The 25,744-nt window shown below is 65.9% G+C and carries 17 protein-coding genes; 4 read left to right on the top strand and 13 right to left on the bottom strand.

All coding sequences use genetic code 11. The annotated features are described in order from the left end of the window. Positions 1-17: 17 nt before the first annotated feature. Entirely contained in the window at positions 18-4,706 is a 4,689-nt protein-coding gene (gltB, locus tag RDV64_RS21530) for a glutamate synthase large subunit (protein WP_375143780.1), read from the bottom strand. A 269-nt stretch (positions 4,707-4,975) separates the two neighbouring features. On the opposite strand from gltB, the gene RDV64_RS21535 reads away from it, so the two are divergent. Together RDV64_RS21535 and RDV64_RS21540 are read left to right on the top strand one after the other, a co-directional pair. Beyond that, positions 4,976-5,611 (top strand): TetR/AcrR family transcriptional regulator, encoded by a 636-nt coding sequence (locus RDV64_RS21535; protein WP_309197028.1) that lies wholly within the window; start codon positions 4,976-4,978, stop codon positions 5,609-5,611. A gap of 24 nt (positions 5,612-5,635) precedes the next feature. After that, a complete protein-coding gene (locus tag RDV64_RS21540) occupies positions 5,636-5,989 on the top strand; it encodes a DUF1428 domain-containing protein (RefSeq protein ID WP_309197029.1) in 354 nt (117 codons plus the stop codon). Between the two features lie 7 nt (positions 5,990-5,996). On the opposite strand, the gene RDV64_RS21545 is transcribed toward RDV64_RS21540, so the two are convergent. From RDV64_RS21545 to RDV64_RS21570, 6 genes are all read right to left on the bottom strand, one after another. Further along, entirely contained in the window at positions 5,997-7,106 is a 1,110-nt protein-coding gene (locus RDV64_RS21545; RefSeq protein WP_309197030.1) for an AI-2E family transporter, read from the bottom strand. A 107-nt stretch (positions 7,107-7,213) separates the two neighbouring features. Continuing rightward, positions 7,214-9,151, bottom strand: a complete 1,938-nt coding sequence (locus RDV64_RS21550) for an ABC transporter ATP-binding protein (protein WP_309197031.1) — start codon at positions 9,149-9,151, stop codon at positions 7,214-7,216. A 91-nt stretch (positions 9,152-9,242) separates the two neighbouring features. Continuing rightward, complete coding sequence (locus RDV64_RS21555; RefSeq protein WP_309197032.1) at positions 9,243-9,998, bottom strand: FkbM family methyltransferase; 756 nt, start codon at positions 9,996-9,998, stop codon at positions 9,243-9,245. A gap of 662 nt (positions 9,999-10,660) precedes the next feature. After that, positions 10,661-12,523 carry an ABC transporter ATP-binding protein gene (locus RDV64_RS21560; protein ID WP_309197033.1) on the bottom strand — a complete coding sequence of 621 codons (1,863 nt, stop codon included), beginning with the start codon at positions 12,521-12,523 and terminating at the stop codon, positions 10,661-10,663. 121 nt (positions 12,524-12,644) lie between these two features. Then, positions 12,645-15,230, bottom strand: coding sequence for an HWE histidine kinase domain-containing protein (locus RDV64_RS21565; protein WP_309197034.1), 2,586 nt, complete (start codon positions 15,228-15,230; stop codon positions 12,645-12,647). Beyond that, positions 15,227-15,787: a hypothetical protein gene (locus RDV64_RS21570; protein ID WP_309197035.1), complete on the bottom strand. Its 561-nt coding sequence runs from the start codon at positions 15,785-15,787 to the stop codon at positions 15,227-15,229. Before RDV64_RS21570 ends, RDV64_RS21565 begins: the two co-directional genes overlap by 4 nt. Before the next feature lie 323 nt (positions 15,788-16,110). Here RDV64_RS21570 and RDV64_RS21575 point away from each other — a divergent pair, with 323 nt between their 5' ends. Further along, complete coding sequence (locus RDV64_RS21575; protein ID WP_309197036.1) at positions 16,111-16,989, top strand: M15 family metallopeptidase; 879 nt, start codon at positions 16,111-16,113, stop codon at positions 16,987-16,989. Positions 16,990-17,065: 76 nt separating this feature from the next. After that, a complete protein-coding gene (locus RDV64_RS21580) occupies positions 17,066-20,473 on the top strand; it encodes an indolepyruvate ferredoxin oxidoreductase family protein (protein WP_309197037.1) in 3,408 nt (1,135 codons plus the stop codon). Here RDV64_RS21580 and RDV64_RS21585 read toward each other — a convergent pair whose 3' ends face one another. From RDV64_RS21585 to RDV64_RS21610, 6 genes are read right to left on the bottom strand one after another with little or no spacing between them, the layout of a single operon-like run. Then, positions 20,474-20,881, bottom strand: a complete 408-nt coding sequence (locus tag RDV64_RS21585) for a RidA family protein (protein ID WP_309197038.1) — start codon at positions 20,879-20,881, stop codon at positions 20,474-20,476. Then, entirely contained in the window at positions 20,878-22,491 is a 1,614-nt protein-coding gene (locus RDV64_RS21590) for a benzoate-CoA ligase family protein (RefSeq protein WP_309197039.1), read from the bottom strand. The genes RDV64_RS21585 and RDV64_RS21590 overlap by 4 nt, the downstream gene beginning before the upstream one ends. After that, on the bottom strand, positions 22,488-23,681 hold the full coding sequence (locus RDV64_RS21595) for an acyl-CoA dehydrogenase family protein (protein WP_309197040.1): 1,194 nt from the start codon (positions 23,679-23,681) through the stop codon (positions 22,488-22,490). Before RDV64_RS21595 ends, RDV64_RS21590 begins: the two co-directional genes overlap by 4 nt. Further along, entirely contained in the window at positions 23,681-24,514 is an 834-nt protein-coding gene (locus RDV64_RS21600) for an enoyl-CoA hydratase family protein (protein ID WP_309197041.1), read from the bottom strand. Before RDV64_RS21600 ends, RDV64_RS21595 begins: the two co-directional genes overlap by 1 nt. After that, on the bottom strand, positions 24,511-24,984 hold the full coding sequence (locus RDV64_RS21605) for a MarR family transcriptional regulator (RefSeq protein ID WP_309197042.1): 474 nt from the start codon (positions 24,982-24,984) through the stop codon (positions 24,511-24,513). The genes RDV64_RS21600 and RDV64_RS21605 overlap by 4 nt, the downstream gene beginning before the upstream one ends. After that, positions 24,985-25,734 (bottom strand): SDR family NAD(P)-dependent oxidoreductase, encoded by a 750-nt coding sequence (locus tag RDV64_RS21610; RefSeq protein WP_309197043.1) that lies wholly within the window; start codon positions 25,732-25,734, stop codon positions 24,985-24,987. Positions 25,735-25,744 lie beyond the last annotated feature (10 nt).

A 25,744-nucleotide genomic window follows, 5' to 3' on the forward strand; every position in this document is an offset into this window, starting at 1 on the left:
CCCTCAAGTGCGGCGGATCACTCCGCCGCAACGCCCAGGCGCTGGGCTTCCATCTCTTCCAGAACCCGCCGGTAGTCGACCGGCATGACCTTGACGAACTTGGGGCGGTACTCGTCCCAGTTGTCGAGGATCATCTGGCCGCGGGCAGACCCGGTCCACTTGATGTGGGTGGTGATCAGCGCGCGGATGCGATCGTCGTCGTGGTGGTTCATGTCGTCGGTGATGTCGACACGGCCTTTGGTCTCGAGGTCGCCGCCATGGTGGTGGAGACGCTCCAGGAGCATGTCCTCTTCCGCGACCGGCTCCAGCTCCACCATCGCAAGGTTGCAGCGGCGCTTGAAGTCGCCAGCCTCGTCCAGCACATAGGCGACGCCGCCGGACATGCCGGCTGCAAAGTTGCGGCCGGTCTGGCCGATCACCAGCACCACGCCGCCGGTCATGTATTCGCAGCCGTGGTCGCCGCAGCCTTCCACCACCGCAATGGCGCCGGAGTTGCGCACAGCGAACCGCTCGCCCGCAACGCCCGAGAAGTAGCACTCCCCTGCGATTGCGCCGTACATGACGGTGTTGCCGACGATGATGGAGTCCGACGGCACGATGGAGGTGTCCGGCCGCGGCTTCACAACAATCCGTCCGCCGCACAGGCCCTTGCCCACATAGTCGTTGGCATCGCCGGTGAGGTTGAGCGTGATGCCGTGGGCAAGCCATGCGCCGAAGGACTGGCCGGCGGTGCCCGTGAGGTTCACGTTGATGGTCCCGTCCGGCAGGCCTTCCATCCCGTGCGCCTTGGCGACTTCGCCCGACAGCATGGCGCCCGCCGTGCGGTCGACCGAGTTGATCGCCATGTCGATGGTGACGGGCTCTTCGTCCTCGATGGCCGGGCGCGCACGGGCGATCAGCTCGCGGTCGAGCACGGTGGCGATCGGGTGCTCCTGCAGCTCGGTGTGGCGCTGCTCGTCATGCGGTGCATCGGAGCCGACGAAGACCTTGCGGAAGTCCAGGCCGCGGGCCTTGTAGTGGTCCACGAGGCGGCGCTGGTCGAGCACGTCGACCATGCCCGTCGCTTCGGACAGCGAGCGGAAGCCGGCGGCGGCCAGATACTGACGCACTTCTTCGGCCACGAAGAACATGAAGTTGATCACGTGCTCCGGCAGGCCCTTGAAGCGACGACGAAGGACAGGGTCCTGTGTCGCGACACCCACCGGGCAGGTGTTGAGGTGGCACTTGCGCATCATGATGCAGCCGGTCGCAATGAGCGGCGCGGTGGAGAAGCCGAACTCGTCAGCACCCAGCAGCGCGCCGACGAAGACGTCACGCCCGGTGCGCAGCCCGCCGTCGACCTGGACGGCAACGCGGGAGCGCAGGCCGTTGGCGACCAGCGTCTGGTGGGTTTCGGCAAGGCCCATCTCCCACGGCGAGCCTGCGTGCTTGATGGAGGTGAGCGGCGAGGCGCCCGTGCCGCCGTCGAAACCTGCGATGGTGATGTGGTCGGCGCGTGCCTTGGCAACGCCGGCCGCCACCGTGCCGACGCCAACCTCGGAGACGAGCTTGACCGAGACGTCAGCCGCCGGGTTCACGTTTTTCAGGTCGAAGATCAGCTGGGCGAGGTCTTCGATGGAGTAGATGTCGTGGTGCGGCGGCGGCGAGATGAGGCCGACGCCCTGCGTGGAGTGGCGCAGGCGCGCAATGACAGCATCTACCTTGTGGCCGGGGAGCTGGCCGCCCTCGCCGGGCTTGGCGCCCTGGGCCATCTTGATCTGGATCTGGTCGGCGTTGACGAGATACTCCGTCGTCACGCCGAAGCGGCCCGATGCCACCTGCTTGATCGCCGAGCGCTTGGACGCGCCGTTTGGGAGCTTGCGGAAGCGGTCCGGGTCCTCGCCGCCCTCGCCCGTGTTGGAGCGGCCGCCGATCTTGTTCATCGCCAGCGCCAGCGTCTCGTGCGCCTCCTTGGAGATGGCGCCAAGGCTCATGGCGCCGGTGACGAAACGCTTCACGATGTCGGCCGCGGGCTCCACCTCGTCGATGGGGACGGCGGTGCGGCCCATCTCCGCGGCGTCCTTGATGCGGAACAGGCCGCGGACCGAGTAGCGACCCGATTCCTCGTTCACCATGCGCGAATAGTCTTCGTACTTGGTGGCATCGTTGAGGCGGACGGCGTGCTGAAGCTGCGCCACCGTGTCGGCCTGCCAGAAATGGTGCTCGCCGCGGGTGCGGAATGCGTACTCGCCGCCGACTTCCAGGCCGCGTGCCAGGATCACGTCATCGGAGAAGGCGATGGTGTGGCGCCGCACGGTCTCCTCGGCGACTTCGGCAAGGCCGACGCCCTCGATCATGGTCGCGGTGCCGAAGAAGAACTTGTCGACGAACTCGGACGAAAGGCCCACCGCGTCGAAGATCTGCGCGCCGCAATAGGACTGATACGTGGAGATGCCCATCTTGGACATCACCTTGAGAAGACCCTTGTCGATGGACTTGATGTAGCGCTCGACAACCTCCTGGTCGTCCACCTCCTCGGGGAAGGTGTGGTGGATCTCCACCAGTGTCTCGAACGCGAGGTAGGGGTTGATCGCCTCGGCGCCGTAGCCTGCCAGCACCGCGAAGTGGTGGACTTCGCGCGGCTCGCCCGACTCGACAACAAGCCCGACGGAGGTGCGAAGGCCCTTGCGGATGAGGTGGTGGTGGACGCCTGCCGTCGCGAGAAGCGCCGGGATTGCGATGCGGGTGCGGGAGATCAGCCGGTCCGACAGGATGATGATGTTGTACCCGTCGCGCACGGCCTTTTCGGCGCGCTCGCACAGGCGCTGGATCATCGCGTCCATGCCCTCGGCGCCGCGCTCTGCGGCGTAGGTGATGTCGAGCGAGAGGGTGTGGAACTGGTTGTCGCCGATATCGCCGATTTCCCGGATCTTCTCCAGGTCGTCGTTGGTGAGGATCGGCTGGCGCACTTCAAGCCGCTTGCGATCCTGCAGGCCCTCGATGTCGAAGAGGTTCGGGCGCGGGCCGATGAACGACACCAGGCTCATCACCAGCTCTTCGCGGATGGGGTCGATCGGCGGGTTCGTGACCTGCGCAAAGTTCTGCTTGAAGTAGGTGTAAAGCACCTTGGACTTGTCCGACAGGACCGAGAGCGGCGTGTCGGTGCCCATGGAGCCGAGCGCCTCCTGGCCCGTGATCGCCATGGGAGACATCAGGAGCTTCAGGTCTTCCTGGCTGTAGCCGAAGGCCTGCTGGCGGTCGAGCAGGGTCTCGTTGGTGCGCGGCGCACGGGCGCGCACGGTCGGCTGGTCTTCCAGCACGATCTGCGTCTCGTCGAGCCATGCGCGGTACGGGAACTGCGTGGAGAGCGAACGCTTGATTTCCTCGTCGGAGACGATGCGGTGCTCTTCGAGGTCGATCAGCAGCATCTTGCCGGGCTGGAGACGCCACTTCTTCTCGATGCGGTCTTCGTCAATCGGCAGCACGCCGGCTTCCGACCCCATGATCACGAGGCCGTCCTTGGTGACGCAGTAGCGCGCGGGGCGCAGGCCGTTGCGGTCGAGCGTCGCGCCAATCTGGCGGCCGTCGGTGAAGACGATGGCGGCGGGGCCGTCCCACGGCTCCATCAGCGCGGCATGATATTCGTAAAATGCGCGGCGCTTCTCGCCCATGAGCGGGTTTCCGGCCCATGCCTCGGGCACGAGCATCGCCATGGCGTGGGTCAGCGAGTAGCCGCCCTGCACGAGAAATTCGAGCGCGTTGTCGAAGCACGCGGTGTCGGACTGGCCCTCATAGGAAATCGGCCACAGCTTGGAGATTTCCTCGCCATAAAGCGAGGACGAGGCCGTCGCCTGCCTTGCCGCCATCCAGTTGACGTTGCCGCGCAGGGTGTTGATCTCGCCGTTGTGGGCGACCATCCGGTACGGGTGCGCGAGCCCCCACGAGGGGAACGTGTTGGTGGAGAAGCGCTGGTGGACAAGTGAAAGCGCGGAAACGTAGCGCTCGTCGCGCAGGTCTTCGTAGTAGGCGCCGAGCTGGTGGGCGAGGAACATGCCCTTGTACACCACCGTGCGGCACGACAGCGAGCAGATGACGAAGCCGATCTGCGCAGGCGGGCGCCCGTCGAACACCTTGTTGGAGATCACCTTGCGGGTGATGAAGAGGCGCCGCTCGAAGGTTTCGGGGTCGCACACCTCGTCGCCGCAGCCGATGAAGAACTGCCAGATCTTTGGCTCGGACGCCTGGACCGACGGCGGAATGGCCGTGGAATCAACCGGCACCTTGCGCCAGCCGAGGAAGGGGTTGCCTTCAGCGGCGCAAACGTCCTCCACCACGCGCTTCAGCTCTTCCTCGCGCTTGGGCGGAATGAACACCATGCCCACGGCATAGTTACCAGCTGAAGGGAGGGTAAAGCCGAGCGCCTCGGCCTCTTCGCGCAGCAGCGCGTCCGGAAGCTGGGTGAGCATGCCGGCGCCGTCGCCCATTTCGGGGTCAGCGCCCACGGCACCGCGGTGGGTGAGGTTCACCAGAATCTGCAGGCCCTGCTCCACAATGGCGTGGGTCGGCCGGTTGTGAATGTCCGCAATGAAGCCGACGCCGCAGGCATCGTGTTCCTTGTCGGCGCGGTACAGACCCTCGGTCGGCGCCATACGGGGCGCGCGGGTGGGGGTGGCGATGTTCGGCTGGCCAGCCGGGGACGGAATAAGCGTCACCTTTGTCATCGTCATGCTCCCTCTTTGCCCGTCAGATGCGGGCACGTCCTCAGTTCGGGTCGCCGGCTTCTTCGTGAAGAAACCTGCGGCTCGAGCGTCCGTGATCCAGAATTGCGGAGGCTCGGCGCGCGGCAGGGCTTGTGCGAGCCTTGTGCGCGGCAGGCTCCTATACAAGTTTTCACAGCCACGGCAAAGCCCGTCCATCTTCATCGCTGAATCGCGCATGAACGCTGAACGATAGCGCACGATTGACTCCCATACCAACCAGTCGGTATGTTTGGCGCATGAACGCTTTATCCGCCACCGTCGGCCGTGAGACAGCACGGACGCGCCTCCTCGATGCGGCAATCAAAATTGTCCGCTGCAAAGGGTTTGCCGCTACGTCGGTAGCGGAACTCTGCGCGGAAGCCGGCGTCACCAAGGGCGCGTTCTTCCACCATTTCGAGAGCAAGGATGCGCTGTGTGCTGCCGCAGCTTCCCACTGGTCGGAGACGACAGGTGCCCTCTTTCAAGGCGCACCTTACCACGCGCACGCCAACCCCGCCGACCGGGTGCTCGCCTACATCGGCTTTCGCCGCGCAATCCTTTGTGGCCCGCTTGAAGAAATCACCTGCTACGCAGGCACAGTGGCGCAGGAGGCCTACCAGTCGGACGCGATCCGGTCCGCCTGCGCCGCTGCAATCTTCGACCATGCGGCAACGCTGGAGGCGGACGTTGACGCCGCCCTCGCCGCAGCCGGCCGCACCGGCGAATTCTCGGCCGCAAGCCTCGCACGGCACACCCAGGCCGTCCTGCAAGGGGCCTTCATTCTTGCCAAGGCCGCAGGAGACATCGCCCCCGCGGTCGAGAGCGTGGACCATCTCGGCCGCTACTTCGCCCTCCTCCTCAACCGCGAATGGAGCACCGATGATGCCCGCTGATCGCGCTCACGAAGGGAACGACCAATGACCTACATTCAGGGCTGCCTGTCGCCAGTGCCGCAAGGCCGGCGGGAGGATTATATCCGCTACGCCCGCCTCGCGGCCGACTGGTTGAAGGCCGAGGGCGCACTGCATGTGATGGAGGCGTGGGGCGCCGATGTGCCCGACGGTGAGACCAACTCGATGAACACGGCGGTGATGCGCAAGGACGACGAGGTTGTCGTCCTGTCCTGGATCGTGTGGCCGGACGCTGCAACCTCAAACGCCGCGATGGAGAAGATGATGAACGAGCCGCTGTTTGCTTCGGCGACCAACCCGATGCCGTTCGACGGCAAACGGATGATCTACGGCGGCTTCGAACCGATCGTCGAAGCGTAGCCCGCCGCTACGCTGCGCTCTCGTCCGCCTCTTCGTCCGTGGCCGATTCGGCGCCGCGGGCGGAGAGGAAGCTGCCGACATTCTCCAGCGGCGGAATGTGCTCGCAGAACACGCGGACGGTGACCAGCAGCGGCGTTGCAATCAGCATCCCGACGACAGACCAGAGCCACGCGCACATGGCGACCGACAGGAACACCACCACGGTATTGAGCCGGAGCTGCCGGCTGACGAAATAGGGCGTGATGAACTGCCCGAACACTGTGGTGAGGACAAGGTAGACCCCGCCCGCTATTGCCGCCTCGCTGAGGTGGTCGAGGCTGACGAGCCCGACGGCCGCCGCAATGACGCCGCCGGCAAACGCGCCGACATAGGGCACGAAATTGAAGGCGAACCCGATCACGCCGAACAAGAGCGGGCTCGGCATCCCCAGCGCCCACATCACGAGGCCGATGGTGGCGCCGAGCGCCGCGTTGATGACGGTGATGGTGAACAGATACGTCGAGAGCTTTCGCTCGATGTCGTAGGCGATGCGGATCGCGTGCCGCTTGTCGCGGAACGTCGGCATGACGTGCACGATCTTCTCGTAGATCATGTCACCGGACGAAAGCAGGAAGAACAGAAGCACCAGAACGAAGGCGAGCTGGGCGACCACCCCCGGTGCCAGGAGCGCCATCGACGCCACCATACTGTCGTCGTTCTGGACCACCACGGTTCCGGCCGGCGTGTCGGCGGCCCCGCTGGCGATCTCTGACAGCTTCTCACCCGCCTCCACCACGGTTTCGGCAGCGCCCCGCAGGCTGCGCAGCTTCAGCTCGATGGTGGTGGCAAGCCGCGGCGCATCGTCGATCCAGGTGGCGATGGGCTTGGACAGGAGCACCACGCCCCCGGCGAGCACCACCAGCAGCGTTCCCACAATGAGAAGCGCCGACACGACCGATGGGAGCCGCCGGTCGAGCAGCCGGCGCACCGGGCTGAACACCAGCGTCAACAGGAACGCCAGCACCACCGGCACCAGAAACGGACGCGCAAAGCCCAGCGCGCCCACCAGCATGATGAGGAAGATGCCGATGATCGCCCAGCGCGGCCCTTCCCGCGCAATGGCTGCGAGGTCAGGCACGGCCTTGGTTTCAGCCGGTTCTCCGGGTGGCATGTCGTCCATCAATCACCGATCGTCGAGCCCTCGGCTCATGTCCGCCGCAATGCCGCACCATAAACGGCAATTGCCTATTCCGCCGCCTCGGCGCCCAGAAAACCGCCAGACTGACGCGACCACAGATCAGCGTAAACGCCGCCGCGCGCCAAAAGTGCCGTGTGCGGCCCTTCTTCGATCACGCGGCCATCGTCGATGACGATGATCTTGTCCATGGCGGCGATGGTGGAAAGGCGGTGCGCGATGGCGACCACAGTCTTGCCCTGCATCACCTCGTTGAGCGCATCCTGGATTTCGGCCTCCACTTCGGAGTCCAGCGCGGACGTCGCCTCGTCGAGAACGAGGATCGGCGCGTCCTTCAGAATCGCACGGGCGAGCGCGATTCTCTGCCGCTGGCCGCCGGACAGCTTCACGCCGCGTTCGCCGAGGTGGGCCTCGTAGCCGGTGCGGCCCTTGGAATCGGCAAGGTGGCCGATGAAGTCGTGCGCGCGGGCCCGGCGTGCCGCCGCGTGCGCTGCCTCCTCGGTGGCGCCCGGATCGCCATAACGGATATTGGCGAGCGCCGACCGGTTAAACACCGCAGTTTCCTGCGTGACCGTGCCGACGGCAAGCCGCAGGCTGTCCTGCGTCAGATCCGCGATGTTGTGCCCGTCGATGGTGATGGCGCCGCTGTCGATATCGTAAAGCCTCAGGAGGAGCGCCACGGCGGTGGACTTGCCGGCGCCCGAACGGCCGACGAGGCCAACCTTTTCGCCCGGCTTCACGTGGAAGGTCAGGCCGTGGACCCCCCCGGTGGGCCGGCCGTAGCGGAAGGTGACATCGTCGAACCGGATGTCGCCGCGCGGGCGGCCAAGGTCCACCGCGTCCGCCGCGTCCACCACGTCGTGTGGCGGCGACAAGGTGGCAGCGCCATCCTCGATGGTCCCCAGCTCGCCGAAGATGCTGAGGGCGGACTGGGCCATCCAGTTGCTCATCCCGGTGAGGCGGATGGTCATCATCGAGGCCATGGCGATGACGCCGACGGTGGCCTCCCCCGCCGCATAAAACCACAGGGCGCCAAAGATCATCAGGAGTGTGACGACGATATTCATCAGCACGATGAAGACGCGCATGGCCATCATCGCCCGGCCGAAGGCGAGGCTGGTCTCGCGCAAGGTGGTGATGGCGTCGCGGGCGGCGGTCTCCTCACGCTTGGCGTGGGCAAAGATCTTCACCGTCTTCATGTGGCTGATGCTGTCGACGAACTGGCCGGACACGTTGGCGCGCGCGGCCGCCCGTGCCTTGGAGCGTGCCCGCACCCGCGGCACGCCCCAGCGCAGCGCGAAGGCGAAGGCGAGCGCCCACAAAACCACCACGACGCCAAGCCATGGCTCGGCCGACCACAGCAGCAGCGCCATGGTGACGAGGTAGGCCATCAGCATGCCGAGGCCGGACAGCGTGTCGGACGTGACGCTCATCAGCGCGTTGCCGGTCTGCATCTGCTTCTGGGACAGGCGGCCGGCAAAATCCTCCTCGAAGAATTGCATCGCCTGGCCGAGCGTGTGCCTGTGCAGGCGCCAGATGGTCTGCTGGTGAATGCCGGGGCCGAGGGTGAGCGAGGTGAGCGCGCTCTGGCACAGCTGGGTGACGGGCTTGGCGACCACCACCGCAAACACCAGCCCTCCCAGCCACCACAGCTCCGAGGTGAAGATGCCGTCAGGCCCGGCCGCCACCGCCCGGTCGACCAGCCCGCCGATCAGGAAAAAGACCAGAGCCTCCGCCGCACCGAACGCCAGCGACACGACGCCGAACGCGATGACCGGCCAGCGCACGTCTCCCAGACCCCAGCGCAAAAACGCCACGAGGTCCGCCGGAGGGCGCTGGTCGGCATAGGGCGCGAACGGATCGATCAGGGTTTCGAAGCGGCGAAAAACGCCCGAGAACGGGTCGCGGCCCAGCGTCTCGGTGTCGGGAAGCCTGATCCGTCCGGTGGCGGGCGGCGGGGAACGGTCGGCGGTTCGGTTTTTGGACATTGCGTTGATATAGGCCGATGCGGACGCTTGTCCCGGTTCGATTGCATGGCGCGGGCCAGCGTCGCCTCGTCGCACACCCGCGAACCGGGTGCTAAAGCGGATCGAACGTGCAGAACAGATCGCTGGCGGTGTGGCCGTTGATCAAGAGGTCGTGCAGGAACCCCACCGCTTCGGGATCGGTCTGGATTGGATACGCACCGGTTTCGGAAAAGCGGTAGACGTACCGGAACAGGCAGCGCAGCATCTGCAGGAAGTCGCGCGGGTTCTTGTCCCCCACCGTCATCAGCGTGAACAGGTTGAACTCGATGAACGCGCTCGGCTCGTCGCGCGCAATCGTCAGCCGCGCGCCCGCCAGAACGTCCTCTTCCGCGCCTTCGGCATCGATCTTGATGAAATTGACCGGCGCTTCGAGCGGAACCGCGAAGGTGTCGACCGTGGAAATATCCACATTCACGTTGCCATCGGCGCCAAGCGTATGCGGCATCACCAGATGGCTTGCACTGGAATCGGGGTCCACGAAAAAGGGCAACGAACCCTGCTCCCGGCCAAGGGCAAGGTTGAAGGGGGATACGTTGTCCGCCTTGTTGGCAATCAGCGTGCGGCGAAGGAGGCTGAACGTTTCGGGATGCGGCTCGAAGGCATAGACCGGACCTTTGAGGCGCCTTGCCATGGTGACGGCGGTGAGCCCGATGTTCGCCCCCACATCGAGGGCGACACCCTCCCTGCGCACTCCGCGGTCCAGCATGTCGATGAGGATGCGCTCGGAGCGGCGCTTGAGACTGACGCGCTCGAAATAGCGGTCACCCGGCCGGCCGCACAAGGTGATCTTGTCCTGACCGTCGCGCACAGTCCGTTGTCCGGACGGTGTGTACCCCGCCCTCGACGGGCGGCGGGTCAGGCCGCTGAACAGTCGCATCAAGTCCCCCGGAACGTTCGAGCCCGCAAAGGCGCACAGGGCGCAAGGCAGGTCTGTCGTCGAACGCCGTTGTGATTCTGGCATACCCGCACGGCAGGCAGGCAACGCCTATAGTCTTCGAATGGAGGGATTGCCAATCCAAAACGCCATCGGACGTGCTTTTGACAACCTGTCAGTTGGCTTGGCGGCGGCACGAAAGTGCTGCAATCACTACACATTTTTCCAAATGCGGCGCTGCAAATTGCCTGACATGCATTTCAGCCTCTGCTCCCGGCAGCGCCAACGCTTGATCGGAATCACTAAAAAATCAAAAAATTCAATGTATCTATCAAAATATTCGCAGTACAAACCGGAAATACATTTAAACATTTTTCCGCTATAGCGATCTCGAATAACATTCGACGATGATCACCCCCTAAAATCTGGCCAATGACTGAACCGACAACGATCATGCATGATGGGTGGTTGCTTCGGCAATCAGTGAGGTCCCGTCCCGCCGCAAGCAGGATCGGGCTGGCTGTTTGCACCAAGGCCAGCCAGTTGCGCGGGCCGGGCGAGACACGGGCCTGAGCCCTGCCCCGCCCCGCTGGCGTTTACTGCGCAGCGTCCGCCTCGACCACCGCGTCCACCCGGTCTGCCAGAAAGCCGCCTGACTGGTGCGACCACAGCCGCGCATAAAGCCCGCCCGCCTGGGCAAGCTCGCCGTGGCGGCCTTCTTCCACAATGCGCCCGCTGTCCAGCACCACCAGCCGGTCCAGCGACGCGATGGTGGACAGGCGGTGCGCGATGGCAATCACCGTCTTGCCCTCCATCAGCGCAAACAGGCTCTCCTGAATGGCCGCCTCCACCTCCGAATCCAGAGCCGAGGTGGCCTCGTCCAGAAGCAGGATCGGCGCGTCTTTCAGAAACACGCGGGCAATGGCGATGCGCTGGCGCTGACCGCCCGAAAGCTTCACGCCACGCTCGCCGGCATGGGCGTCAAACCCGCGGCGGCCCTTCATGTCGGTCAGCCCTTCGATGAACTCCAGCGCGTTGGCGCGGCGGGCGGCCTCGCGCACGTCCTCGTCCGTGGCACCGGGGCGGCCATAGGCGATGTTGTCGCGGATGGAGCGGTGGAGGAGCGCAGGCTCCTGCATCACCACGCCGACTGCGGCGCGCAAGCTCTCCTGCTCGACGGTGGCGATGTTCTGCCCGTCGATGGTGATGGTGCCGGACTCCACGTCGTGGAGGCGCAAAAGGAGGTTCATCAGCGTGGTCTTGCCGGCACCGGACGGACCGACGAGGCCGATCTTCTCGCCCGCGCGCACGGTCAGGTTCAGATGCTCGATCACGCCGGATGCCTTGCCGTAATGGAAGTGCACCGCGTCAAAGCGGATCTCGCCGGCGCCCACCGTCAGCTTCGGCGCTTCGGGAACGTCGTTCACGGTGGGGGGCTTGGCCAGCATGGTCTTGCCGTCGGCAATGGTGCCCACCGCCTCGAACAGCATGGTCATCTCCCACATGACCCAGTGCGACAGGCCATTGAGGCGCAGCACCAGCGTCAGCGATACGGCAAAGGCCCCAAGCGAAATGGATTGCTGCAGCCAGAAATGAACGCCCAGCGCGCCGATGGTGAACAAAAGCACCGCGTTGGTGGCATAGTTGGCAGCGTTGAACCAGGAAACGAGCCGCATCTGCCGGTGCACGGTGACGAGAAAGTCGTCCATCGCCTCGCGCGCATAATCGCGCTCGCGCCTTGCGTGGGAGAACAGCTTCACCGTCTGGATGTTGGTGTAGCTGTCGACGATCCGGCCCGTCATCAGCGAACGGGCATCGGCCTGCGCTTCGGACACCTTGGCAAGGCGCGGCACGAAGTAGACGAGCATGATGCCGTATGCGACGGCCCAGCCGATCATCGGCAGCATCAGCCGCCAGTCGGCCTGCGCGGCAACCGCGAGCATTCCCACAAAGTAGGCGAGGACATAGGCGAAAATGTCGAAGATGCGCAGAACGGTGTCGCGCACCGCCGTTGCCGTCTGCATGACCTTCGTGGCAATGCGGCCGGCAAACTCGTCCGCATAAAACGAGACGGGCTGGCGCAGCAGCTGTCGGTGGGCAAGCCAGCGCACCAGCATCGGGTAGTTGCCGGCGAGTGTCTGGTGCACGACCGCGGTCTGGAAGAGGACGAGCCCCGGCAGGCCGATGAGGATGACGGCGCCCACAAAGGCAAGCGTCCACCCCTCCTCGGCCATCAATGTGGCCGGGTCCCGCTCGGTCAGCCAGTCAACCAGCGTGCCCATGAAGCCGTACAGGAACGCCTCGCCAAGCCCGATGGCCGCAGCGGCGAGTGCCATGACCAGCACCCAAGGCCACACATCGCGCGAATAATGCCACACGAACGGCCAGAATTCGCCTGGCGGCGTGGTGGGTTCACGGCTGGGATAGGGATCGACGAGCCGTTCAAAACGCCCAAGCATTGGGGTACCTCCGGCGGCCGCTTATAGGCCGGAAGGCTGGCAAAGGCGAATGACGATTTGAAGAGAAAACCGGCCAGTGGTTTTGGTGCAACCACGCGGTCGGCAGCGACAGGCGCGCCCGCTACTTGAGGCGCGCGCCTGCGCTTTCCAGAGCTTCGGCAATCTTGGTGGCGGCGTAGGGCTTGGTCACGATCGGGATGGTTTTCATGGATGCCGGCAGCAGCGCGGCGTCGCTGTAGCCGCTGGCGAAAATGAACGGGACACCCTTGGCCGCAAGCGCCTCTGCAATGGCAATGGAGTCGCCGTTGCCAAGGTTGATATCGAGCACCGCACAGGCGAACGCGTGCTTGTCCAGCTCTTCCATGGCCTGGCTGGATGAGTTGGCAACAATCGTCTCGCCGAACCCCATGCCCATCAGCATCATCTCGGCATCCATCGCGATGATGACGTTGTCTTCCACCAGCAAGATGGCGGCGCTCTTTACGTCGATCTGCGCGCTCATGCCAGCAGGCCTCGTTTCTGTTTCAGGCATGTCGGTTTCGCCCTTCGGCAGTGCATCGCCCATGAACCTGACGGGGACAGTAAACTTCGCACGCAAGCCAGTCGGCGCAAAGTCGATATCCGCAGTCCCCTCAAGCTCGAACGGAATGGCGCGGTGTATCAATTCGGACCCGAATCCCTTGCGGGTCGGTGCATTTACGGGCGGACCGCCTTTTTCGTCCCAGTCGATCGTGAGATCACCGTTTTCAGCACTGCACGCCCAGCGGATCGTCAGGACGCCAGCTTTACTGGAAAGCGCGCCGTATTTCACGGAGTTCGTGACCATTTCGTGAACGACGAGCGCAATGCAGGTATAGGACGTCGGGGTGAGCATGACGCACGGCCCCTGCAGAATGACACGCTCATGCCGGTCGGACGCGTAAGCCTCGACCTCGTTCTCGACCAGCGTCCGCAGCGATGCGTTGCCCCACTTTTCCTGGGTAAGCTGGTCGTGCGCGCGGGCCAGCGCCTGGATGCGTCCACCCAGCACCGCAGAAAATTCCGGCACCGAGGTCGCTGTGGACGACGTCTGCGCCACCACGCCGCGGATGAGGCTCAGCATGTTGCGGACGCGGTGGTTCAGCTCGCCGATCAGAAGCTCCTGCCGCTCCTGCGAGCGGCGGCGCAGCTCGCTGATATGGTCGATGGAGCGGACAATCACTTCCAGCAGCGTGATCCGCAGTGCCTCTGCGGTACGCAGTTCGGCAGCGCTCCAAGGCAAGCTCTTGCAGCGCACGTTTTCCTTCCACGCCTCGAAGCTCTTGCGGGGCGACAGCCGCGCGTCGCCAGCCGCATTGTTCACCGGTTTGTTCGGGTTGCCTGCCCAGGTCACCGTGTGGACCAGCTCGCGCCGGAACACGATGAGATAGTCCCGCGGACTGCGTGATACCGGGATGGCCAGCAACCCGGAAACACGCCCGGCAAAGGCAAGGGCGGGAGGATAGTGGGCAGACAGGTGATCGGTTGCGTAAACCCTCGCTGCCGCGGCACGGTTCAGGAAACGCACCAGCGGCTTCGTCTCGTCGGCCGTCAGCGCCAGCCCTTCACTCACATATTGTTCGTCGATCCACAGCCCGACCCCATCGCCCCCGGCCGCCTCGCAGATGCGGCCCAGATGCGGCGACAGGTTGTCCATGGGCGTGCCGTCGATGGACACGACGGACATGATCCGGTCGTGCATGGCCTCGGCGGCAATACGGTGCTCCATCGCAATCTGCTGGAGGCGATGTGCAAGCTCGAGCGAGAACAATTCTCCGAACAGCTCGGCGACGGTGCGCTTGTGAAAGGACACTTGCCGCGCCGTCAGGTGGTGGCAGGCAATGAGGCCCCAGAGCTTGTCGTCGATCACGATGGAGATCGAGAGGGACGCGCCCACGTCCATGTTCTTGAGATATTCGATGTGGACGGGAGAGACGGCGCGCAGCAGCGAGTTGGACAAGTCCAGCGCCTCGCCCTGCGGCGAGAGCGCCGGGACGATATTGGCGCAGGGATCGGTCACGTCCGCAATCAGACGAAAGCGGTTGCGCACGTAGAGTTCGCGAGCCTGCTTGGGAATATCCGTCGCGGGATAGCGCAATCCCAAAAAGCTGTCCGCACGGCCCGACCGCGCCTCGGCGACCACCTCGCCGCTGCCGTCTTCGGCAAAGCGGTACACCATGACCCTGTCGAAACCCGTCACCCGGCGGACCTGCTGGGCCGCGGCCTCCAGAAATTCGGGCAGCGCGTTGCGAGCGCGGATCTGCCCGGTCATGGAGCGTGCGAGGCCGACCACCTCCACAATGGCGTCACCGCCGGCGGATGGCTCAACCTCGATGACAATGAGGCCGTGTGAGCGGTGAACGGCCGCATCGAACAGGCGCCCATCACTGAAGATGGGCTGATTGAAGATCCGCTCGGAGGTGCCGGAATCTTCTGCTGCGGCGCTGCGTCCGCGCAAGATGGCAAGCGCGTCGCTGCTCAGAAAATCAGCCAGCGGCATGCCGAGGCAATCGTCCGGTGCAACGCCGCAGAACGATTCGATGTTGTCGCTGACGTGGACAATCATCCAGTCGAGCGAAACAGCGATCAGCGCTCCGAAACTCTGGATCCGCCCCAGGAGATGAATCGGCTCCCTGTCGCAGGCGCTCAGGTCTGCTGGCTGGATATCTATTTTCAAGGCCTGGCTCATGCCATCAGCTCCGCAGTTGCACCGACCCCGACCGGCGCCACGAATCCACTGGCAGCGTTCTGATCGGGGGCCACCCGCAGGAACGCGCCAAACGCCGCTTCGGCACCGGCCAGCATACCCATCCGGTCAACGCCGTACGCGTTGGCCTTTTCCAGCCGCGACAGGAAGGTCGGCCAGAACACAGGCTCATCTTTCGCAAAGAAGGCATTTATTCTCAAGTGCTCGGAGCGATTGGCAAGCCATCGCCCACCCAGGCGCGACCCCTCCAGCACATAGAGCGCGCCCCACACCTCGGCCTCGCTGCCAAGGGAAACAGGCTTCCGGTCGAGCGGACGCGGCAGCAGATGGGCCCGCACCCGCGCCTTGTACTCGGACAACACGGTTGCGGCGCCGGCAGCATCAAGGCCATTTTCCAGGTCATGGATCCCGATCGAGAGGAAACGCATCAACGAGTCCGCACCGCCTTTTGTGGTGATGTCGAATCCGCTCGCCCGCCGGTCCACTTCGGCGTGGAGTGGGGCAATTCGCTCGGATAACCAGTTTCTGACTTGATACATCGGTCATCGAATACCCTAACGGAATATCGTCCTCAAGTCACAAAATTATCCTTAAAACGGTTTAATCCATTGTTCATCCAGCGTTCACAAGAAATCTCAGAGCAAAGATGAAACTAGATTTAACATCGCTCGCCGTTCCCAAAAACCCTGCTCCGCTGAGACTATGTTTGTTTCTCAAGCCAGACTGCTCGGGGCAGTAAATCGACAGCAACGCTGCGCTCCGCTCAAATTGCGGGATGGTCGCTCTTGTCATGCCGCGCATCTCTGACAATAGGTGCGAAGCCGCCGACCCGATCGCCAGCCCGGATAAACGGAATATATTCATGACGAATCCGCCGCCGCCATCCGCCGTGGCCCCGACAGGGCTGATTGCGCGCCTTCGCATTCTTGCCATTGCCATCTGCGCGACGGCCGTGGGATGCACGGCAGCCACACTGCCGATCGCACCCGATACGCCGGCAAGAGCCCAGTCCGGCGGTGAGCGCAGCGCTGGCGTGACAGGCGGCAAGGCGGTGCTGCTGGCGGCCTATCCCGGCGCCTTCCGCTTCGAGGGCAACGCCATAGTCTTCAAAAACGGACAGCGGGTGGTGTGGGACGATGGCCGGGCGAAAACGCCTGCCGAAAAGCTGACCGATGCGGACGTCGAGGACATGCTTTCCACCCCCTACCCGCTGGCCCGCCGAGGCGCGCGCACCCCGTCCCCCGGCGAAGACCCCGGCCGCGTGCGCAGCGACGCCTTCTTCAAGGCGCTTTATGGCGGCTCCGAGGCTGCGGTGCGGGACGACCTTGCTCGCGTCCCATTCGTGCCGGGGCTCGGCGGCGGCAGCCTCACCGTCACAACACGCTTCGGCGTCGACAAGCGGATCGCCGCCATCTCGCGCGATCTTGAACGCTTGCCGCCGCAGTTCCACAAATACCTCGTGCCGCCCGGCGGTGCATTCAACTGGCGCGCCATTGCCGGCACCAGTCGCCTCAGCGTCCACTCCTTTGGCGCAGCGGTCGACATCAACACGAAATACTCCGATTACTGGCGCTGGGCAGGGCACACCGGCGGCGGCGCAATCCCCTACAGCAACCGCATCCCGCTCGAGATTGTCGAGGTCTTCGAAAAGCACTGCTTCATCTGGGGCGGCCGCTGGTACCACTACGACACCATGCATTTCGAGTACCGGCCGGAGCTGATCCCCGCCTGCCACAGGTGAGGCCCACAGGCGCATTGCGGTTCGCGGCGCGACAACGATAGACTCGTTCCAGACAAGACGATCGGGAGTGCGCTGGGTGGTTTCCCTCAACGACAAGTACGACTTGGGCAAGGAGACCGTGTTCCTCTCCGGCACGCAGGCGCTGATCCGCCTGGTTCTGGCGCAGAAGGCGCGCGACCGGGCGGCCGGCCACAACACGGCGGGCTATATCACCGGCTACCGGGGCTCACCCCTGGGGGCGCTGGACCAGCAGTTCGGCCGCGCGAAAAAGGTTCTGGGGCCGGACATCCTGTTCCAGCCCGCCATCAACGAAGACCTTGCCGCCACCGCCATCTGGGGCACGCAGACCACGCACCTGTCCGGCGAAAACCGCTATGACGGCGTGTTCTCGCTCTGGTACGGCAAGGGCCCTGGCGTCGACCGCTCCGGCGATGCGCTGCGCCATGCCAACCTTGCCGGCACCTCGCCGCTGGGCGGCGTTCTGGCGCTGATGGGTGACGACCACACCTGCGAAAGCTCCACCACCGCCCACCAGTCCGAATTCGGGATGATCAACGCCGTCATCCCCGTGCTCTCCCCGTCGGGCGTGCAGGATATCGTCGACTTCGGCCTCCTCGGCCTTGCCATGAGCCGCTACGCCGGTGTCTGGGTCGGCCTGAAATGCGTCAAGGACACGGTGGAATCCACCGCCTCCATCGACGGCCGCGCCGACCGGCTCGCGATTCGCCTCCCCGCAGGCCCGCTGCCCGACGTTCACATCCGCCCCGGCTTCGACGCGCTGGAGCAGGAGGCGCGGCTCCACCAGATCAAGCTCCCCGCCGCCATCGCCTTCGCGTCCGCCAACGGCCTCAACCGCGTCGTCCATTCGGGCGGCGCGCGGGCACGGACCGGAATTGTCGGCACAGGCAAGAGCTGGCTCGACGTTCTGGAAGCGCTCGACGCACTGGGGCTCGACGAGGTCGCCTGCGCCGATCTCGGCATCCGCCTCCTCAAGGTCGGCTGCCCCTGGCCGCTGGCCCGCGAGGATGTGCGCGCCTTTGCGGAAGGGCTCGAAACCATCATCGTGGTGGAGGAAAAGCGCGGCCTCATCGAACCGCAGATGAAGGACATTTTATACGGCACGGCCAATGCGCCGACCATCATCGGCAAGCTCGCCGAGGATGGCACCACGCTGTTCCCCGCCCCCGGCGCGCTGGAGGCGCATCACGTTGCCGCCGAGATCGGCCGGCGGCTGGTGGACCGTGGCGCAGAGCGCGTCGCAGGCCCGCTCGCCGAAGTGAACGCGCTGACGGCGCGGCTCGGCGCCACCCAGTCCATCGCCGTGCGAAAACCCTATTTTTGCGCGGGCTGCCCGCATTCGTCGTCCACCGTCGTGCCGGAGGGCGCCCGGGCCGCGGCCGGCATCGGCTGCCACTTCATGGTCCTGTGGATGGACCGGCAGACCGAGGGCTTTACGCAGATGGGCGGCGAAGGCGCGCAGTGGATCGGCGAGGCGCCGTTCTCCACCCGCAAGCACCTCTTCCAGAATCTCGGTGACGGCACCTACAACCACTCGGGCTCGCTGGCGCTTCGCGCTGCCGCCGCCGCCGGCGTCAACATCACCTACAAGATCCTCTTCAACGACGCCGTCGCGATGACAGGCGGCCAGACCCACGACGGCGGCCTCACCGTGCTCGACGTTGCCGCGCAGGTGGCGGCCGAGGGCGCCAACGCCGTCGCCATCGTGTCCGACGAGCCGGAAAAATACGGCCACGTACCGGGCCACGTCACCGTCGACCGCCGGGACGACGTGATCGGCGTGCAGGAGCGGCTCGCGGAAGTCTCCGGCGTATCGGTGATGATTTACGACCAGACCTGCGCGTCCGAAAAACGCCGCCGCCGCAAGCGCGGCACCTTTCCGGACCCCGACGTGCGCATTCTCATCAACGAGCGTGTGTGCGAGGGCTGCGGGGATTGCGGCGTCCAGTCCAACTGCGTTGCGGTGCAGCCGGTAGAGACCGCGTTCGGGCGCAAGCGGCAGATCGACCAGTCCGTCTGCAACAAGGATTTTTCGTGCCTCAAGGGCTTTTGCCCCAGCTTCGTCACCGTCCACGGCGCCAGGCTGAAGAAGGCCGAAACGCCCCACGTGCCGGACAATCTGCCCGACCCCGTCCGCGCGCCGCTCGAAGGGACAATGGGAATCCTCGTCACCGGCGTCGGCGGGACGGGTGTCGTCACCGTGGGTGCGGTGATCGGCATGGCGGCGCACCTTGAGGGGCTTGGCGCCGGCGTGATCGACATGGCGGGGCTGGCGCAAAAGGGCGGCGCGGTCCTCTCCCACATCAAGCTGTCGAAAAAGCGCGAGGATGTGACCACCATCCGCGTTGGCCCGGGCGGCGCCTCGGCGGTGCTGGCGTGCGACATTGTGGTGGCCGGCGGGGCCAAGGTGCTGGCCGCCCTCGGCCCCCACGCAACGGTGATCGCCAACACGCACGAGCAGTTGCCGGGCGAATTCACGCGCGACGTGGACTTCTCGCTTCCCACCCGCCGCATCGTGCAGGCGCTCGCCGACCGCGCGACGATCCATGCGTTCGACGCCACCAGCGCAGCGCGCACCCTCTTCGGCGACACCATCGCCGCAAACTCCATCGTGTTGGGTGCCGCCTACCAGTCCGGCGCGCTGCCGCTCTCGGCGGAGAGCCTGGAGGAAGCGATCCACCTCAACGGCGCAGCGGTGGCGATGAACATCGCCGCCTTCCGCCTTGGCCGCCTGTCGGTTGCCGACCCGGCGCGCTTTGCTGCAACGCTCGATGCAGCGCGGGTTGCCCCGCTTCCCCACCGCACGCTGCCAGAGACGCTGGACGAGCGGATTGCCCGCAACGTGGCGAGCCTCACCGCCTACCAGAATGCCGCCTGGGCCGCCCGCTACCGGGACCGGATCGACGCCGTGCGCAAGGCCGCCGGCCCGTCGGGCGCGCGACTGACTGAAACCGCCGCGAAAGAACTCTACCGGCTGATGGCGGTGAAGGACGAATACGAAGTCGCCCGCCTCTACACCGACGGCGGCTTCGAGGCGCAGCTTCGCGACGCCTTTGCCGGCTACGACGGCCTCACCTTCCACCTTGCCCCGCCCGCCCTCTCCCGCACCGACCCGAAGACGGGCCGGCCCGCGAAGATGGCGTTCGGCGGATGGCTAAGAAAAGCGTTCCCGCTGCTCGCCGCCATGAAGCGCCTGCGCGGCACGCCCTTCGATGTGTTCGGCTATAACCCCGAGCGCCGGGAGGACCGTGCGATTCTCGCCGAGTACGAGGCAACTCTGGCGCACATCGTTTCGACGGTGACGGCGGCACGGATGGACGACGCCGCCGCATTGGCAAGCTGGCCGTCCCGCATCAAGGGTTACGGGCCGGTGCGGATGGGCAATATCGCGGTGGCGCGCGCCGAGGCGACACGCCTTCGCGCCGCCTATGACGCCGAGGCGAAGGCGCTGATCGCGGCGGAGTAGTCAGCCGCGGGGAAGGACCGCGACAGCCTCGATCTCGACCATCGCTTCGCGCTCGACCAGCTCGACCACGCGCACCAGCGCCATGGACGGGAAGTGGCGGCCCATCACGGCGCGGTAGACCGGGCCGAGATCCTTGAGGCTGGCGCGGTAGGCGTCCATGTCGGTAACGTACCAGGTGAGGCGCGCAATGCCCTCCACCGTCCCGCCAGCAGCTTCCACCACGGCGACGATGTTGGTGAGCGCCTGCTCGATCTGGGGCAACAGGCCGCCGTCCGGAAACGTGCCGTCGGGCCGCCAGCCGATCTGACCGCCGACGTGGACGAGCGGACCGTCGGTGACGGTGCCGTTGGCGTAACCGCGCGGGGCGGGCCAGCCGTCCGGCAGGACGGCGCGGACGAGATCGCTCATGCCGCGCCCGCTTCGGCGGCGGCGCGCTGGCGCAGGGCAAAGCGCTGGAGCTTGCCGGTCTCGGTGCGGGGCAGCGCTTCGACGAACTTGACGGCGCGGGGGTATTTGTAGGGCGCGAGCTCGGCCTTCACGTGGTCTTGCAGGGCCTTCGCCATGGCGGCGTCGGCAGTGTGGCCGGGTTTCAGCACGACATAGGCTTTCGCGATCTGGCCGCGCTCGGGGTCGGGCGCGGCGACGACGCCGGCTTCCGCAACGGCGGCATGGGTGAGAAGGCCCGACTCCACCTCGGGGCCGGCGATGTTGTAGCCGGACGAGATGATCATGTCGTCCGAGCGCGCCTGATACCAGAAATAGCCATCTTCATCGCGGATATAGGTGTCTCCGGTGACGTTCCAGCCATTGCGCACATATTCTTCCTGCCGGGGGTCCGACAGGTAGCGGCAGCCGGTGGGGCCGCGCACCGCAAGGCGGCCGGGGGTGCCGTCAGGCACCGGATCACCGCTCTCGTCTATCACCTTTGCCTCGAAGCCCGGCACGGGCTTGCCGGTGGCGCCGGGGCGCACCTCGTCCTCACGCGCGGCAATGAAGATGTGAAGAAGCTCGGTGGCGCCGATCCCGTCGAGGATGGTGATGCCGGTGGCTTCCTTCCATGCGTCCCAGGTGGCGCGGGGCAGCGCCTCCCCGGCGGAGACACATTTGCGAAGGCCGCTGAGATCGTGCTCGCCGAGCTTGGCGAGCATCGCGCGGTAAGCGGTGGGCGCGGTGAACATGACGGTGGCGCCGTGTTTTGCGGCGGCCTCCATCAGCGCATCGGGCGCGGCTTTCTCGATGAGGATGGCCGCGGCGCCGATCCGCCAGGGGAACAGGACCAACCCGCCAAGGCCGAAGGTGAAGGCGAGCGGCGGGGAGCCGATGAACCGGTCGTCGGGCTCCGCTTTCAGCACCTTGGCGGCGTAGCAGTCGCAGATGGCGAGCATGTCCCGGTGGAAATGCATCGTGCCCTTGGGGATGCCCGTGGTGCCGGAGGTAAAGCCAATCAGGCACACGTCGTCCGACGCGGTGTCGCAGGGCGCAAACTCGGGCGACGCGGCGGCGACCTCGCCGTCGAATTCAGCATCGCCAAACAGGATGACCTCGCAGGCGCGGCCTTCGGCGGCCTTCTCCATTTCGGCACGGAGCTTCACGTCGCAAACGGCAAGGGAGACCTCGGCCTTGTCCAGCATCACGCCCAGTTCCTTGGCGCGCAGGAGCGGCATGGTGGCAACCACGATGCCGCCCGCCTTCAGCACCGCAAAGTAGACGGCGGCCATCATCGGGTTGTTGGCCGAGCGCAGCATGACGCGGTTGCCGGAGACCATGCCGCGCGCGGTCAGCGCATTGGCAATGCGGTTCACCTGTGCGGCGAGTTCGGCAAACGTCCAGCGCACGCCGTCGCCGAGGACGGCAAGACGGTCGCCGCGCCCCTCCTCGACGTGCCGGTCGATCAGCTCGACGGCGCAGTTGAGCCGTGCCGGATAGGCAAGGTCTTCAAGGCCCTGGAAAACGGGCCAGGACTTGATGGGGGGGAGGTTGTCGCGCGCGAAATGGTCGACAAGACCGGTCCGGTTCATTCGGCCGCCTTTGTGGCTGGTGCCGCGGGAAGAGACGCTGCGAGTGCGGCCCGGGCTATGACGATCTTCTGCACTTCCGACGCGCCCTCATAGATGCGGAGCGCGCGGATCTCGCGGTAGAGCTCTTCAACCTTCGTGCCAGAGCGCACGCCGTCGCCGCCATGGAGCTGGACGGCGGTGTCGATCACCTTCTGCGCAGTCTCCGTGGCGAAGAGTTTGGCCATCGAGGCTTCGCGGGTGACGCGGGGCGCGCCCATGTCCTTGGTCCATGCGGCGCGGTAGACGAGTAGCGCGGCGGCATCGACGCCGAGCGCCATCTCGGCGATGCCGGCCTGCGCCAGCGGCAGCTCGCCCATCGGCGCGCCGAAGAGGTGCCGGCCGTGGGCGCGGGTGAGCGTCGCCTCCAGCGCGGCTCTGGCAAAGCCCAGCGCTGCGGCGCCAACGGTGGAGCGGAAGATGTCGAGCGTTGCCATCGCTAGGCCGAAGCCCCGGCCCGGCTCGCCGAGCCGGTTCGCCAGCGGAATGCGGCAATTGCTGAATTTCAGCCGGGCGAGCGGATGGGGCGCGATCACCTCCAGCCGCTCGGCGATGGTGAGGCCCGGCGTATCGGCATCGACGATGAAGGCGGAGAGGCCGCGCGCGCCCGCCCCCTCGCCCGTGCGGGCGAAGACGACGTAGAAGTCGGCAATGCCGCCGTTGGAGATCCAGGTCTTCTCGCCGTCGATGACCACCTCGTCGCCCTCGATCCGGGCGGCGGTCTCAATGGCGGCAACGTCGGAGCCGGACTTCGGCTCCGTGAGCGCAAAGGCCGCGATCCATTCGCCGGCTGCGACCTTGGGCAGATAGCGGGCCTTTTGCTCGTCCGTGCCGGCAAGGCCGATGGGGCCGGCGCCAAGGCCCTGCATCGCGAAGGCGAAGTCGGCGAGGCCGGACTTTGCGGCCAGCGTCTCGCGGGCAAGGCAAAGGGTCCGCACGTCGAGCGGCGCATCCTGGGGTACCGTGACGCCGAGAAGCCCCGCCTTGCCAAGCGCTGTGACCAGCTTGCGGCAGGAACCGTCCACATCGTGATGGTCGGTCAGCGCCAGCGCCTCGCCCTCTGCAAAGGCGCTGATCTTTTCGGCGAACGCGCGGTGCGCGGGCTCGAAGAAGGGCCAGGACAGCGTTTCGGCGCGGGGGTCGGCGGTGCTCATCAGTTGCCCTCGAAGACCGGCTTTTCCTTCGCGGCGAAGGCGCGGAAGGCACGGGCATAGTCTTCGGTCTGCATGCAGAGCGCCTGCGCGATGGCCTCCTGGTCGATGGCCTCGTCAACGCCCATCGCCCATTCCATGTGCAGCATCTTTTTCGTGATGCCGTTGGCGAAGGTGGGGCCGTCCGCAAGGCGCGCGGCGAGCTTCTGCGCTTCGGCGAGAACGTCGGCGGGGTCGCAGAGGCGGTTGAAGAAGCCCCAGCGCTCGGCCTCCTCCCCGCCCATGGCGCGGCCGGTGTAAAGGAGTTCGGACGCGCGGCCCTGGCCGATGATCCGGGGCAGGATCGCGCAGGCCCCCATGTCGCACCCGGCAAGGCCGACGCGGTTGAACAGGAACGCCACCTTGGCGTCCGCCGTGCCGAGCCGCATGTCGGACGCCATGGCGAGGATCGCGCCCGCGCCAACGCATACGCCGTCGATGGCGGACACGATGGGTTGCGGGCAGGCGCGCATCGCCTTCACCGCATCGCCGGTCATCTGGGTGAATTCCATCAGCCCCTTGGTGTCGCGGTCGAGGAGCGGCTTGATGATCTCGAACACGTCGCCGCCCGAGCAGAAATTGCCGCCTGCGCCCGTGAGGACGATCGCCTTCACATCCGGCTCGTATTGCAGCGCGCGAAAAAGGTCGCGCAGCTCGGCGTAGCTTTCGAAGGTGAGCGGGTTCTTCTTGTCCGGCCGGTTGAGGGTGATGGTGGCGACCTTGCCGTCCACGCTCAGCGCAAAGTGCCGGGCGGTGTAATCGGCCACCGGCAGGGTGATGTTGAAACGGTCGCTCATGTTCGCTCCGCCACGCTGTCGCGTGCAGTCTTGAGGAGGGCTGAAAGGTGGGTGCGGCTTTCGGGGTCGACGCCGTCGAACAACTCCTCGATCCAGCCGCGGTGGACCTTCGCCATGTCCGCGAATCGCTGGGCGCCCTCATGCGTCAGGCGCACGGTGGCGGACCGGCGGTCGGCACGGCGCACCTTGCGCTCCACGAGGCCGTCTTCGGCAAGTCGGTCGACAAGGCCCGTCACGTTGCCGTTGGTGACCATCAGGCGGCGGGAGAGTTCGCCCAGCGTCACGCCCTCCCCGGCCTTGGCGAGCTGGGCCATCAGGTCGAACCGCGGCAGCGTCATTTGAAATTCGGCGCGCAGGCGGCGGGAGAGTTCGGCCTCCACCTGGTTGGCGGTGGCAAACAGGCGCAGCCACAGCCGCAGCGCATCGGCACCCTCGCTTGCGCGACTTTCGGGGGCGACGCGCTGGTCCATCTACATCACCTCGCCGCCGGCAACCGCAATGGCCTGCCCGGTGATCGATGCCGCAGCGGGGCCTGCCAGCCAGCGGACCGCGTCTGCCACTTCGTCCGGCGCAATCAGCCGGGCCATGGGGTTGTTCTTCGCCAGTGCAGCACGCGCTTCATCGTCGCTGCGGCCGGTTTTGGCGGTGATGTTGGCGATGCTGGCCGCCGTCATCTCGGTGTCGGCAAAGCCGGGGCACACGGCGTTGGCGGTCACGCCGGTCTTCGCGGTTTCCAGCGCCAGCGAGCGGATGAGCCCCAGCACCGCATGCTTGGTCGCAGCATATCCGCCCGCGTAGGCGTAGCCCTTGAGGGAGGCCGTGCTTGCAACGGCGATGATGCGGCCAAAGCCTGCGTCGGTCATCCCCGGCAGCACGAGCTGGATGGCGTTCAGCACCCCTTCGACGTTGACCGCGAACATCCGCCGCAGCATTTCCGGCGCGGTTTTCGCGACAGGCGCGGTCTGCGAAATGCCGGCGGCGGCGACCAGCACGGTGACCGGCCCGAAGGCCGCTTCGGCAGCGCGCACGGCTTCGGCCAGCGCGGCAGGGTCCGTCACATCGGCAGCAAAGCCGCGTGCCTCCCGCAGACCGGAGGCAGTTTGGTCCAGCGGCGCGGCACGGCGACCGACCAGCGAGACGGCGTGCGCGGGCGCCATCGAAGCTGCGACCGCGCGGCCAATGCCTGTTCCCCCGCCAGTGATTAAAACATGGCCTGTCATGGGGACACTG

Origin of the sequence: Acuticoccus sp. MNP-M23 (assembly GCF_031195445.1) — a bacterium.
Taxonomy (GTDB): Bacteria; Pseudomonadota; Alphaproteobacteria; order Rhizobiales; family Amorphaceae; genus Acuticoccus.

What these genes read in the sequence shown, in the direction of transcription:
- gltB (WP_375143780.1), bottom strand. Translation starts at nt 4,706, where the DNA reads ATGACGATGACAAAGGTGACGCTTATTCCGTCCCCGGCTGGCCAGCCG.
- RDV64_RS21535 (WP_309197028.1), top strand. Translation starts at nt 4,976, where the DNA reads ATGAACGCTTTATCCGCCACCGTCGGCCGTGAGACAGCACGGACGCGC.
- RDV64_RS21540 (WP_309197029.1), top strand. Translation starts at nt 5,636, where the DNA reads ATGACCTACATTCAGGGCTGCCTGTCGCCAGTGCCGCAAGGCCGGCGG.
- RDV64_RS21550 (WP_309197031.1), bottom strand. Translation starts at nt 9,151, where the DNA reads ATGTCCAAAAACCGAACCGCCGACCGTTCCCCGCCGCCCGCCACCGGA.
- RDV64_RS21560 (WP_309197033.1), bottom strand. Translation starts at nt 12,523, where the DNA reads ATGCTTGGGCGTTTTGAACGGCTCGTCGATCCCTATCCCAGCCGTGAA.
- RDV64_RS21565 (WP_309197034.1), bottom strand. Translation starts at nt 15,230, where the DNA reads ATGAGCCAGGCCTTGAAAATAGATATCCAGCCAGCAGACCTGAGCGCC.
- RDV64_RS21570 (WP_309197035.1), bottom strand. Translation starts at nt 15,787, where the DNA reads ATGTATCAAGTCAGAAACTGGTTATCCGAGCGAATTGCCCCACTCCAC.
- RDV64_RS21575 (WP_309197036.1), top strand. Translation starts at nt 16,111, where the DNA reads ATGACGAATCCGCCGCCGCCATCCGCCGTGGCCCCGACAGGGCTGATT.
- RDV64_RS21585 (WP_309197038.1), bottom strand. Translation starts at nt 20,881, where the DNA reads ATGAGCGATCTCGTCCGCGCCGTCCTGCCGGACGGCTGGCCCGCCCCG.
- RDV64_RS21590 (WP_309197039.1), bottom strand. Translation starts at nt 22,491, where the DNA reads ATGAACCGGACCGGTCTTGTCGACCATTTCGCGCGCGACAACCTCCCC.
- RDV64_RS21595 (WP_309197040.1), bottom strand. Translation starts at nt 23,681, where the DNA reads ATGAGCACCGCCGACCCCCGCGCCGAAACGCTGTCCTGGCCCTTCTTC.
- RDV64_RS21600 (WP_309197041.1), bottom strand. Translation starts at nt 24,514, where the DNA reads ATGAGCGACCGTTTCAACATCACCCTGCCGGTGGCCGATTACACCGCC.
- RDV64_RS21605 (WP_309197042.1), bottom strand. Translation starts at nt 24,984, where the DNA reads ATGGACCAGCGCGTCGCCCCCGAAAGTCGCGCAAGCGAGGGTGCCGAT.
- RDV64_RS21610 (WP_309197043.1), bottom strand. Translation starts at nt 25,734, where the DNA reads ATGACAGGCCATGTTTTAATCACTGGCGGGGGAACAGGCATTGGCCGC.